Source organism: Streptomyces sp. NBC_01381 (assembly GCF_026340305.1).
Lineage (GTDB): Bacteria > Actinomycetota > Actinomycetes > Streptomycetales > Streptomycetaceae > Streptomyces.
The window spans coordinates 2,534,833-2,547,486 of sequence record NZ_JAPEPI010000001.1; the positions used below are offsets into that span (position 1 = coordinate 2,534,833).

Consider the following 12,654-nt stretch of genomic DNA (forward strand, 5'->3'; position numbering starts at 1 on the left):
CTGTCAGTTTGGTGTTATCCAGCATAGGGTTACGTCTACTTAACACGCAAAACTCAATATGTAACGTGGAGTTGATGAGCGCAAGGGGAGAGTGGATGCCGGGCAGATCGGTTCGCGAGGATCGTGCGGGGCGTGCGGGGCAGTCGGCGGGAGGGCACATGGGGCAGGCTGCGGGAGGGCGCACGGGCGGACCCCACGCCGGCGCCGGTGACCTGCTCGACCTGGTCCGCAGCGGCCGTGCCACCACGCGCGGCGCCCTCCAGCAGGTCACCGGACTCTCCCGCGCCACCGTCGGCCAGCGCCTCGACCGGCTCTTCCGGGCGGGCTGGCTGCGCGAGGGGGCGGGCGGCCCTGGGGGGTCACCGCTCGGGGGCCGCCCCGCGCTCCGCCTGGAGTTCGACGACGCCCACGCCGTGGTGCTCGCCGCCGACCTGGAGACCCGGCACGCCCGCACCGCCCTCCTTGGCCTCACCGGCGAGATCGTCGCCGAGCACGCGGGCCCGCTGTCGATCGAGGAGGGCCCGGACGCGGTGCTCGGCGAGCTCGGCGCCCGCTTCGCCGAGCTGCTGCGCAAGGCAGGGCGGGCCCCGGACACGGTGTGCGGCATCGGGCTCGCCGTGCCGGGCCCCGTCGACAGCGAGACGGGCCGCGTCGTCCAGCCGCCGATCATGCCGGGCTGGGACGGGTACGACATACGAGGCCGCCTGAGCCGAGCCTTCGCCGAGCACACGGGCGGCCCCGTCGACCTCCCGGTCCTCGTCGACAACGACGCCAACCTCATGGCGTACGGAGAACAGCGCGCCTCCTACCGGCAGTGCTCGGCCTTCGCCCTGGTCAAGGTCTCCACCGGCATCGGCGCGGGCGTCGTCGTCGGCGGCGCGGTGTACCGGGGCATCGACGGCGGCGCCGGGGACATCGGCCACATACGGGTCATGGACGGGACACGGGGTGCCGCCGCCCTCTGCAAGTGCGGGTCCTACGGCTGCCTGGCCGCCGTGGCCAGCGGGCGAGCGGTGGCCGCTCAGCTGAGCGCGGCGGGCGTCCCCGCGGCGTCCGGCTCGGATGTGCGCGCACTTCTGGACGCCGGGCACCCGGAGGCCGTCGGGCTCGCGCGGGACGCGGGGCGCCGGGTGGGCGAGGTGCTCGCGACCGTCGTCACGCTGCTCAACCCTGGAGTTCTGATGATCGCCGGAGATCTGGCCGGAACTCCCTTCCTCACGGGCGTGCGCGAACTCCTCTATCAGCGGGCCCTGCCGCGCTCCACGGCTCACCTGGAGATCGTCACCTCGCGGCTCGGCGAGCGTGCGGGCCTGGTCGGGGCGGGTGCGCTGGTGGTGGAGCATCTGTACGCGCCGGGGCGGGCCGAGGAGCGGCTCGCGGCGCTCGGCGTATGACGGCGGCGCAACCATCCGGACCGGGGTCCGGATGCTGACATCGGGCCCCTCCGGACAGCGTGATTCTCGCCACCCCTGATAGGGGTTGCGCTCAGATGAGCGGATCGTGGGCGAATGCACTTCTCCAAGGGGTGGCACTCAGTGCCAATGCTCGATCATTCAAAAGGTGAACTCACATCTGAAATTTCTCTGCTCATCTGAGCAAATCCCAGGTTCTACAGGGGTTGATCGTTCAAGACTTGAACGCACGATGGGGCGAGGACCTACCGTCGAGTTACTTTCGATCTACTGGCGGACGGGTGGTTACAGCCGTATGACGCACAAGTGGACGTACCCAGGTGCCTTCGATCTGGGTATGTTCCTCGCCGTCAGGGCAGCCACCGAGTCCTCGAGGAGTCGAGACCCGTGTCGGAAAACAAAGATCCCCACGTAGCGACGCAGAGCGATGCGGGCGTGAAGTTCGTCTACGACTTCACCGAGGGCAACAGGGACCTCAAGGACCTTCTCGGCGGGAAGGGCGCGAACCTCGCCGAGATGACCAACCTCGGCCTGCCCGTCCCCCCGGGCTTCACGATCACCACCGAGGCGTGCAAGACCTACCTCGCCAGCGGCGAGGAGCCGGTCGAGCTGCGCGACGAGGTGAGTGCACACCTCGACGCCCTTGAGCAGCAGATGGGCAAGAAGCTGGGTCAGGCCAACGACCCGCTGCTCGTCTCGGTCCGCTCGGGCGCCAAGTTCTCCATGCCCGGCATGATGGACACCGTCCTGAACATCGGGCTCTCCGACAAGTCGGTGACGGGCCTGGCCAAGCAGTCCGGCGACGACCGCTTCGCGTGGGACTCCTACCGCCGCCTCATCCAGATGTTCGGCAAGACCGTCCTGGACGTCGACGGCGAGCTCTTCGAGGACGCGCTGGAGGCCGCCAAGGCCGCCAAGAAGGTCACGGTCGACACCGACCTCGAGGCCGCGGACCTGAAGAAGCTGGTCACGAAGTTCAAGAAGATCGTCAAGACCGAGGCCGGTCGCGACTTCCCGCAGGACCCGCGCGAGCAGATGGACCTCGCGATCCGCTCGGTCTTCGAGTCCTGGAACACCGACCGCGCCAAGCTCTACCGCCGCCAGGAGCGCATCCCCGGCGACCTCGGCACCGCGGTCAACATCTGTTCCATGGTCTTCGGCAACCTCGGCCCGGACTCCGGCACGGGCGTCGCGTTCACCCGCGACCCGGCCAGCGGCCACCAGGGCGTGTACGGCGACTACCTGCAGAACGCGCAGGGCGAGGACGTCGTGGCGGGCATCCGCAACACCGTCCCGCTCGCCGATCTGGAGCAGATCGACAAGAAGTCGTACGACCAGCTCATGCAGATCATGGAAACGCTCGAGACGCACTACAAGGACCTGTGCGACATCGAGTTCACCATCGAGCGCGGTCAGCTGTGGATGCTGCAGACCCGCGTCGGCAAGCGCACCGCCGGTGCCGCCTTCCGCATCGCGACGCAGCTCGTCGACCAGGGCCTGATCGACGAGGCCGAGGCGCTGCAGCGCGTCAACGGCGCGCAGCTCGCGCAGCTGATGTTCCCGCGCTTCGACGAGAGCGCGAAGGTCGAGCAGCTCGGCCGCGGCATCGCCGCGTCACCGGGTGCCGCGGTCGGCAAGGCGGTCTTCGACTCGTACACGGCCATCAAGTGGTCGCGTTCGGGCGAGAAGGTCATCCTGATCCGCCGTGAGACCAACCCCGACGACCTCGACGGCATGATCGCGGCCGAGGGCATCCTGACCTCCCGCGGCGGCAAGACCTCGCACGCGGCCGTGGTGGCCCGCGGCATGGGCAAGACGTGCGTGTGCGGCGCCGAGGACCTCGAGGTCGACACGAAGCGCCGCCGCATGACGGTCGGCGGAACCGTCGTCGAAGAGGGCGACGTCGTCTCCATCGACGGCTCCACCGGCAAGGTCTACGCCGGCGAGGTGCCCGTGGTCCCCTCCCCGGTCGTCGAGTACTTCGAGGGCCGTATGCACGCGGGCGCCGACGACGCCGACGAGCTGGTCGCCGCCGTGCACCGGATCATGGCGTACGCGGACCGGGTACGCCGCCTGCGGGTCCGCGCCAACGCGGACAACGCGGAGGACGCCCTCCGCGCCCGTCGCTTCGGCGCGCAGGGCATCGGCCTGTGCCGCACCGAGCACATGTTCCTCGGTGAGCGCCGCGAGATGGTCGAGCGCCTGATCCTCGCCGACGCGGACGACGAGCGCGAGGAAGCCCTGAAGGAGCTGCTCCCCCTCCAGAAGCGCGACTTCGTCGAACTCTTCGAGGCGATGGACGGCCTCCCGGTCACGGTCCGCCTCCTGGACCCGCCCCTGCACGAGTTCCTCCCGGACATCACGGAGCTCTCGGTCCGCGTCGCCCTCGCCGAGTCCCGCAAGGACTCCAACGAGAACGACCTGCGCCTGCTGCAGGCGGTCCACCGCCTGCACGAGCAGAACCCGATGCTGGGCCTGCGCGGCGTACGCCTGGGTCTCGTCATCCCCGGCCTGTTCACGATGCAGGTCCGTGCGATCGCCGAGGCTGCGGCCGAGCGGAAGAACGCCAAGGGCGACCCGCGTGCGGAGATCATGATTCCGCTCGTCGGCACGGTCCAGGAGCTGGAGATCGTCCGCGAGGAGGCCGAGCAGGTCATCGCGGAGGTCGTCGAGGCGACGGGCGTAGACCTGAAGCTGGCCCTCGGCACGATGATCGAGCTCCCGCGTGCCGCGCTCACGGCGGACCAGATCGCGGAGGCCGCGGAGTTCTTCTCCTTCGGCACGAACGACCTCACGCAGACGGTCTGGGGCTTCTCCCGCGACGACGTCGAGGCCTCCTTCTTCACGGCATACCTGGAGAAGGGCATCTTCGGTGTCTCCCCGTTCGAGACGATCGACAAGGACGGCGTCGGCAAGCTGGTGAAGGACGCGGTCAAGGCCGGCCGCGCCACCCGCCCCGACCTCAAGCTCGGCGTCTGCGGCGAGCACGGCGGTGACCCGGAGTCCGTGCACTTCTTCCACGAGGTGGGCCTGGACTACGTCTCCTGCTCGCCGTTCCGCATCCCGGTGGCCCGCCTGGAGGCAGGCCGCGCCGCTTCCCACTCCACGGGCAGCGACCACCGGTAAAGCCCCGGGACCGTCGCCGTGTCCCCGACCCTCAGAACCGATGCGGCGACGGTCCCGGTCCACGATGAAGGGGCAGCACCCTGTGCGGGGGTGCTGCCCTTTCGGGTTGAGGCGGGGGACCGGTTGGGGGATCACTGGCTGCGCGAGGTTGCCGCCCTGAGGGCCAATGAATCAAGGAGCGGGGGCCTGCCCCGCTCCTTGATCCATGGGAGGAACACCGATGCGCGTTCGTACCACCTTGATTGCCCTGGGCCTGGCCACTGGCAGCGTGTTGGGGGCCATCGCACCGGCCGCCGCAGCCCCGCCCGCTGAAGCGGAGAAGCGGGCGGGCGAAGCCCGGATCGGGCTGATGGCGGAGACCACAGCCGCGTGTCTGGGATGCCGGCCAAGGCCCCGCTGAAGAACGTGCCGGGGCTGACCACGTTCACAGTGAACGACCTGGCCCGCTGGCGGGCCGAGGGCGCCGAGCGGTGCGTGGAGCAGATCGCCAAGGCTCCGAACAACCCCGTCAACGCCCTGATCCGGCGGCCCGCCCGCCCATGAAGCCGCCGGTCGCCGTGCCGGATGAGGTGAACCCTCTGAAGGCCGCCCACCGCGTTGCCCCCGGCGATGACATCGGCCCGCAGGGCGCCCTGGTCACCGACTCGCTCAACAAGCTGTGTCTCGGCATCCCGATCAAGGCCAACATCCAGAACATCATCGGCCTGGTGAACATCGGGGTCCAGGACATCCCGGTCCTCTCGGCTCCGCAGACCCAGCAGTGTGCCGACAACTCCATCCAGGCCAAGGGCGACGAGCCGATCTCTCACATCCTCGACGACATCCCTGTTCTCAGCTCGAACGGCGTGAGCAACGAATGATCCGCTTCGAAGCGGCCTGACATGACTGGGCCCCCGAACCGCGAGCGATTCGGGGGCCCAGCTCCTGGCGTCTAGGACTGCGGCTGGTCCGGCTTGTCGCTCTTGAGGCCGAGCTTGTCCTGGGCCTGCTCGCGCGCATTGTCGACCTTGGGGCCCAACTGGTCGGTCTTCTCGTCTACTTCCTCGGTCGCCGCGTCGGTGATGTCCTTGTCCTTGAAGCTATCGGTGACGCCCACGATGGGGCTCCGCTCGGTGAGACGCATGGCCCACAGGCGAGCCCGGGCAGCGGCGACCGGGAGAGCAGAACGATGCTGCTCACGGTGGCGAGCGGGCCGGTTGAACACACGCCTCTCCCGACGACATCGCCGAGCAGCGCGGGTACGGCCTGTGGGGCGCTGATCGGCCCTCATGGGTGAGCACAACGACTGCAGTTGGCGTCTCGCCGCAAGGGCCCCGAGCCTCCGGCACCAGAGGCGTTCTCGGCTGGCCGTCCGGCCGCGCTCACCGTCGTGCCTCTTTCAATGTCCGCCGCAGCGCGCTGCCTTCGGCGCAACGGGCGGGCTCGTCGGCGCACTGTTCGCAGCCCTGCGTGTGGTCGAGGAGCGCCTTGTAGCTGTCTTCCGGTGAGAGCCGCAGTTGTCGCCCTCTGCTCTCGGCGATGCGCAGGACGTCTCCGAGTGACTCGGTCAGTCGGGCGGCCAGGAAGCGCAACTCCGTCACCGACAGCGGGTGCTCGGTCAGCATCGACCGTGAGTGGTCCAGGAGTTTGACGCCTATGTCGAGCTGTACGGCTTCCAGGCTGTCCGCCAGTCGCGTCACGGGTCCGGATCCGTCGGTCGAGAGATAGGCGGGATTCCCGCCTGGCCCGGACCAGGGCAGTAACCGAAATCCGTGTCCCCGGCTTTGAGCAGGCGGGGGTCGCCGAGGTGATTCGTGAGGGATTTCTGGCATACGGGATCTCTCCCTGCGTCAGGGGATGCCAGGAGACGAGAATCTCCCTAGGGAGATTCTCGTCACAGTTCCCTAGGGAGGTCAAGGATTCCGAGTGAAGTGTCCGGTGCAGCAGGTGAGTTGAGGTGTGCGTGAGTGGTGGTGCCGTCAGCTGGTGAAGTCGTACTGGAGCACGTAGGCCCCCGCGTTCAGGAGCATCCGGTTCAGTTCCACCGGCCGGTGGTCGGAGGTCAGCGCCGTGCGGTAGATCTCGACGACCGGCGTCCCTGCGGTGAGTGCCAGTTGCTCGGACTCCTCCGAGCTCGGCATTCGGGCGCGCAGTTCCTCGGTGAAGTTCTCGGGCGCGGCTCCGATCTCGGCGAGCCGGGCGTACACACCTCCGGGACCCGTATCAGGCTGGACGATCTGGGTCTCCCGGACGAGATCGGCCGGGAGGTAGGAGGTCGCCTGTTGGACGGGCTTCCCGTCCACGAAGAAGCGGCGGCTGCGCACGATCACGGGTGCCTGCTCGGCCAGGTTCAGCCCCTTGGCCGCCCAGCGTGGTGCTTCCGTCTCATACACCTCGATGTCGCGCACTTCCACGGAGCGGTCGGCGGTGTCCGCCGCCCAGACGGACTGGCCGGAGGACCACTGTGCCGCCGACAGACGCTTGTTGGCCGCGCGGTGGATCGGCTGGAACTCGCGTACGTAGGTGCCGGATCCGGGGTGTGAGTAGGCGAGGCCCTCAGTGATCAGGAGCTTGAGCGCGTTGCTCGCGGTCATCTTGGCGACGCCGTACTGCTGGACGAGTTTCGGCTCGCCCGGCAGCCGGGCGCCAGGCCTGAACTCCCCGGAACTGATGCGTGCCCGCAGATCATCGGCGATCTGGCGCGCCGTCTCGGGCATTGCTGGTCCTCCGGCTCCCTAGGGTGGGACCACCCTAACGAATTGGTGTGCGGGGGCACTGTTCGGCGGCGAGGGGTGCTGCTGGGCATGGGCGGTGGCCGGCCCGGTTGCGGGCAGTCGTCGACGCGGTCCATTTGACTGCGCGAGCCTCGGGCCCTTGCCGCGCGAACTGCGGCTGCCGCGCATGGTGTTGGGTCGTACGCGGTGGAGCGCGGGTACTCACGCTAGGTCCGCTGAGCCTCGTTTGTCCTCGACGTGGACGACGTGAAGTTCGGTGCTGTCCCGGTGGCGCTTGGAACGTCCGAACAGCCCGACAGCGATCTCCGACCCGTCCATAGGCTCATCAGGGCCGACATAGGTAAGGACGTCGTTGTGGTGCCCGGTGACGACCCATCCCTCAGCATCCTTGAGGTCGATCACCCCAAAGTCTCCTGCCGAAGTTCCGGCATGCGCCGGGCCGAACTCTCCCAGGATCTCGGTGGCCTGTTCAGCCAGTTCTCCATCCGGAGCAGTCAGCACGACACAAGTGCCATGCTCGAACAGCACCCACGACTTGCGAGGATCGGCGAGAAGCCGCTGCCAGACGGCTACCAGTATCTCGGTGTTCACGGCGGTCATCATGCCGCAGAGCACCGACACAGGGTGACGGTCGACCGGCATCATGGCGAATACGTGACTCCTGAACATGCGGGCCTATCCGTCCCAGAGACCTTGATCTGCTCGGCGATCTTCTCGTCGATGCAGTCGGCGAGGCGTATCTCAAAGAGGGTGTACTCGTGGATCTCGCCATTCTCCTCGTACGTCCTGATGCCGTCGCCGAAGCGGCGCCGCACCGCGTCCAGTGCCGGTCCTACCTCGAGGGAGGCCGTCAGAGCTGCGGGGGGCATGCCCAGCAGTACGTCGAGTAGGAGGCTGAAGCCTTCCGTCTCGTCGTCGCCGTCACTCTTTTCGACGTGGGCGACGTCGAGGGCAGCCCGTCGCCGGATCTCGGCTGCGATCGCGTCGGCCGTCTCCGGGAGGCCGATCGCCTGCAGGGTCACCTCTGCCTGGTGCCGGGTGTCCCGGTAGATCTCATCGTCCTCCAGGACCGCCAGCAGCGTCGGTGTCGCGGGTGCCGCGGCCGCCCCCGCCTGTCTGAGGGCGTACAGCAGGCGGTACTTGGTCGACTCGTCGCGGAACCAGTGGTCGGCGTCCTCCCGGGTCGGGAAGGGAAACGCGCGGAGTGCCGCGTGCACCGCCGGGACCGCGGCAGCGCCCCGTTCGCCCAAGGCGGCTGAGGTCAGCACTCCGAGGAAATTGCCGATCCCGGGCAGGCTCGCGATGAGGTCCTCCGTCGTGGAATCGTCCTCGCCGGTGAAGTGCGCCAGCAGCCGCTGGGCGGAGCCGTGGCTGTCGTGGCGGGCGAACATCTCGTAGAGGGCGGTGGTGGTCCGGCCCTCGTCGATCTCCGCCAGCGCGATCACCGCGGCCTCCCGGGCCGCCGGGTCCGCACCGTTCACGATGAGGGTCGCCAGCGCGTCCGTCGCCGTCCCCTGCCAGGCTCCGTCGAGGTTACCGGAGGCCAGCTCACGGACCGCGGCCACACTTGCCGGGCCGTCGTCCCAGTGGTGGCGGACGTCGTCGAGCAGGGTCTCCACGTCACTGCCGTCCATCGCCCAGGAGGGTCGGCCGACGCGTCGCGGCACGAGCCCGGCATGGCCGGACCAGTGGAGAACGTGGACCTGGCCGCCGCGCCCGCCGATCAGCCAGCACTGCCCGTCCGGCGTACCGGCCACATGGGTCAGCTCCCGGGGGCCGGAGGGTGCGCGGGGCGCGAAGCGGGCGGCGGGTGCGTGGTCGTGCAGCCGCCAGAGCGCGGCAGTTCCGTCCTGGGAGACCGACATCACCAGGTCGGTGCCGGTGGCGAGCGCCAACGCCCGGACGCGGGCGCCATGCGCTTGAACTCGCCCGAGGCAGTGTCCCGAGCGGGCATCCCACCACGACAGCGAACCGTCCCGTCCGCCGAGCACCACCAGCGGTCGGTCCGGATGCGCCGCGACCGCCGTCGGCCGGGCGGGCGGGGCGAACGCGGTCACGGCCGACCCGGTCTCCGCGTCGAGTACGACCACCCTGTCGCGCCGCTGGGACACCACGAGCCGCCCCAGGTCGCAACAGCGCGTCAGCCGCTGATCCGCCGCATCGCGTCCGTCGAAGGCCCACACGAGTTCGGTGTCTTCGTAGGTCTTCCCGGAAGGTCGCCGCCAGGCGGCGATCCCGCCCTGGTCGGTGCTCACGACGAGCAGACCGGAGGCGGTGCGTCCCAATGCCATCGGGGAGTCCGACTTGATGCGTCCGTAGAGGGGACCGAAGACGCCAAGCCAGCGAAGGTCTCCGCACTGTCTGAGCACCGCCTCCTGGTCGGAGTGCGTGAGCAACCGGCCGCCGTCCCACGGGAGTTGCCGCCAATCCAGGGCCTCGGCCGTCACCGTCCACAGCGAGGCCGATGGGCCCGTGGTCAGCAACTGGGGCCGCTCGGCGTCGCCGATGAACGCGGCGTTCTCCACCGGCCCGTCCTGCAGCCTTCCCACATAGGCGGTCAGCAGGCCATGGCTCAGGTCCCACAACCGGATCTCGCCGGAGCGCGTGCCGGTCGCGCCGATCCGTCCGTCCGGGGAGACCGCAACCGCGGTGACGGCATCGCCGTGGTCCTCCGACGCCCCCAAGTGCAGATCATCTTCATCGGGCATTCCCTATGCGTAGCACGTTTGCGGGGTGTCCTACGACTCGCATTCCGGATGCGGGTGTGAGTGGCGCGGTCCATCCCGCCGGCGTCTGTCGGCGGGCCATCGATCACGTCGCGAGCTCTGCCTGTTTCTGTTGATTCCCTTGTGAGACTGGGGAGTTGAGTGGTGTAGTCCACTGCCATGACGAACCTCTCCCGTCGCACTCTCATCGCCGCGACAGCCGTCGCGGGCGCGGCCGTCGCCCTTCCGTCGCCCACGGCTCACGCCGTGGGCGCGGGAGCGCCCCCTGCCGGTGCCACGAGTCGGGGCAATGCCCGCCCGGCCGTCATTCCCGCCCTCCAGGAATGGGCCGGCGGCGACGGCGCCCACCGGCTCACCCCGGAGTCTCGGGTCGTCGTGCCCGCTCAGGATGCCGGTCAACTTCTCGTCCTGGCACAGCAGTTGACGCGGGACATCGCCGACATCACAGGGCTGAAGCTCGCCGCGCCCCGCGCCGTCCGCCGCTCCCGCGCCGCCGACGGCGAGATCCTGCTGCGCCTCGACGCGGCCGCCCGGCACGCCAAGGGTGGCGAGCTCTACGCCCGCGAGGGGTATGAACTTGCGGTCAGGGCCGATGCCGTCACCCTTACCGCGCCCGCCTACAGCGGTGTCTACTACGGCACCCGCTCACTTCTTCAGGTTCTCCTCCACGACGAGCAGCGCTCCCGCGTGCCCGTCGGGACCGCGCAGGACTGGCCCAACTACCGTCTGCGCGGCTTCATGCTGGATGTCGGGCGGCGCTTCTTCACGCCCGGATTCGTGCGGGACTACCTGCGCGTCATGGGGTGGTTCAAGCTCAATGATCTTCAGCTCCATCTCAACGACAACGAGATCAAGGCTCCCGGCGGCGACTGGAGCAAGGCCTATGACGCCTTCCGGCTGCGGAGTGACGCCGCCGAGTGGGAGGGGCTTGCGGCGCCCGACGGTTCGTACTCGCGCGCCGACTGGGACTCCTTCGAGGACACCGCCGCCCTGCATGCCGTGCAGCTCACCCCGGAGATCGATGCCCCGGCCCACTCGCGTTCCTTCGTACGCTTCCGGCCCTCGCTCGGGCTCGACGGCGGCAACTCCGACCACCTCGACCTCGCCAAGCCCGAGACCACAGCCTTTATGAAGGCCGTCTTCGAGGAGTTCGTGCCGTGGTTCCGCAGTCCCGAAGTGCACTACGGGGCCGATGAGTACACCGGGCCCGAGGCCCAGTACCGCGCGTACTTCAACGACATGGCGGAGCATCTGCGGAGCCTCGGCAAGCATCCGCGTGCCTGGGGGAGCCTGACCGAGATGGCCGGTTCGGCGGACGGGTACGACCGCGACGTCACCATCCACAGCTGGAACAACGGCTGGTACGGGCCGCAGGCCGCCAAGGCCGACGGCTACGAGATCGTGAACACGAACGACGGGCTGTTGTACGTGGTGCCGTTCGCCGACTACTACCACGGGCACGGCCTCGACGGCCGCTATCTGTACGACAGTTGGGAGCCGCACGTCTTCCCGGGGAGCGAGAGTCTGGACCCCGGCGATCCGCAGCTGCGGGGTGCCATGTCCGCCGTGTGGAACGACCTCGTGCATGCCACGTATACCCAGCAGGACGTGCACGGCCTCATCGAGAAGACGTACGGCACCCTTGCCCAGAAGATGTGGAGCGGCGGCGAACAGGGCCTCGCCTACGGGGAGTTCACCGCGCTGCTGCGGCGCGGGGCGCGGGGCCCCGGGCTCTCCACCGTGACCCCGACACTGGCCGATCCCGACGAGCTCGCCTTCGGTGCGGCCGCGACCGCGTCGTCGGGTGCGCATGCGTCGTACGTGTCCGACGGCAGCCACGTCACCTGCTGGACCAGCGCCGCCGAGGCGGGGGGACCGTGGGTGCGGGTCGACCTCGGTGCGGTGCGGCACGTGGGGCGGGTGCGGTTGGACTGGGGGCGGGAGCACGGCCGTTCGTACGACGTTGAGGTTTCGGACGATGGGAGCGCGTGGCGGAGGGTCGCCTCCCGGCGGGGGCTTGAGCGGGCCGGCTGGGACGAGCTGGAGTTCGGGGGTGTGGAGGCGCGGTACGTCCGGGTGCGGGGGCGGGAGAACGGACGGGTGCGGTGGGTGTTGTGGTCCGTGCAGGTTTTCGACGTGCCTGATCTGGCTCGGGGGCGGGAGGCGACGGCTTCTTCCGCGGAGACGGCTTCGCTGGGGGCGGAGAACGCGGTCGATGGGGATGCGGGGACTCGGTGGGCCTCGAAGTACACCGATGGTGAGTGGATCGCCGTCGATCTCGGGGAGGAGCGGAGTGTGCGGCGGGTGCTTCTCGACTGGGAGGCGGCTGCTGGGCGGGACTATGACGTGCAGGTCTCGGCGGACGGGGGGCCGTCGGGGTGGCGGACTGTTGCTGAGCGGCGGGGGCGGGAGGAGGCGGGGGTCGATGTGGTCGACCTGCCGTCGGTCGCGGCGCGGTTTGTGCGGATGCAGGGGGTGAAGCGGCAGACGGAGTACGGGTATTCGTTGTACCGGTTCGAGGTGCGGGGGTAGGCGGTGGACCTGCGGGGCTCTTCTCCCCAACCCCGCCCCTTCCCGGCTGTGACATTCGCGGCTCCGCCGCGGGCCGCTGCGCGGGGGCTTTGCGTGCCGTAGATCACCGCCTTCGGCGAGTTCGTCCTCAATCGCCGGACGGGC

Annotated in this window: 9 protein-coding genes and 1 pseudogene; 5 read left to right on the plus strand and 5 right to left on the minus strand. The window is 69.2% G+C overall.

The window, feature by feature from the left end:
- The first annotated feature begins 158 nt into the window (after positions 1 to 158).
- The 4 genes and pseudogenes from OG453_RS12020 to OG453_RS12035 all read left to right on the plus strand — a co-directional run.
- A complete protein-coding gene (locus OG453_RS12020; RefSeq protein ID WP_266867256.1) occupies positions 159 to 1,394 on the plus strand; it encodes an ROK family protein in 1,236 nt (411 codons plus the stop codon).
- A 405-nt stretch (positions 1,395 to 1,799) separates the two neighbouring features.
- Positions 1,800 to 4,538: a pyruvate, phosphate dikinase gene (ppdK, locus tag OG453_RS12025; protein WP_266867258.1), complete on the plus strand. Its 2,739-nt coding sequence runs from the start codon at positions 1,800 to 1,802 to the stop codon at positions 4,536 to 4,538.
- Positions 4,539 to 4,907: 369 nt separating this feature from the next.
- A complete protein-coding gene (locus OG453_RS12030; RefSeq protein ID WP_266867260.1) occupies positions 4,908 to 5,081 on the plus strand; it encodes a hypothetical protein in 174 nt (57 codons plus the stop codon).
- A gap of 77 nt (positions 5,082 to 5,158) precedes the next feature.
- Positions 5,159 to 5,398: pseudogene (locus OG453_RS12035) on the plus strand (rodlin); the annotation flags it as partial.
- Positions 5,399 to 5,469: 71 nt separating this feature from the next.
- Here the strand turns inward: OG453_RS12035 and OG453_RS12040 are convergent.
- From OG453_RS12040 to OG453_RS12060, 5 genes are all read right to left on the minus strand, one after another.
- A complete protein-coding gene (locus OG453_RS12040; RefSeq protein ID WP_266867262.1) occupies positions 5,470 to 5,661 on the minus strand; it encodes a hypothetical protein in 192 nt (63 codons plus the stop codon).
- 238 nt (positions 5,662 to 5,899) lie between these two features.
- Positions 5,900 to 6,217 (minus strand): hypothetical protein, encoded by a 318-nt coding sequence (locus OG453_RS12045; protein WP_266867264.1) that lies wholly within the window; start codon positions 6,215 to 6,217, stop codon positions 5,900 to 5,902.
- A 279-nt stretch (positions 6,218 to 6,496) separates the two neighbouring features.
- Positions 6,497 to 7,234: a GntR family transcriptional regulator gene (locus OG453_RS12050; protein WP_266867266.1), complete on the minus strand. Its 738-nt coding sequence runs from the start codon at positions 7,232 to 7,234 to the stop codon at positions 6,497 to 6,499.
- Positions 7,235 to 7,453: 219 nt separating this feature from the next.
- Positions 7,454 to 7,855 carry a hypothetical protein gene (locus OG453_RS12055; protein ID WP_266869822.1) on the minus strand — a complete coding sequence of 134 codons (402 nt, stop codon included), beginning with the start codon at positions 7,853 to 7,855 and terminating at the stop codon, positions 7,454 to 7,456.
- Between the two features lie 38 nt (positions 7,856 to 7,893).
- Complete coding sequence (locus OG453_RS12060; protein ID WP_266867268.1) at positions 7,894 to 9,960, minus strand: WD40 repeat domain-containing protein; 2,067 nt, start codon at positions 9,958 to 9,960, stop codon at positions 7,894 to 7,896.
- 177 nt (positions 9,961 to 10,137) lie between these two features.
- On the opposite strand from OG453_RS12060, the gene OG453_RS12065 reads away from it, so the two are divergent.
- The gene (locus OG453_RS12065) at positions 10,138 to 12,510 is read left to right on the plus strand and encodes a discoidin domain-containing protein (RefSeq protein ID WP_266867270.1); all 2,373 of its coding nucleotides are present in this window, start codon (positions 10,138 to 10,140) and stop codon (positions 12,508 to 12,510) included.
- Positions 12,511 to 12,654: the final 144 nt, after the last annotated feature.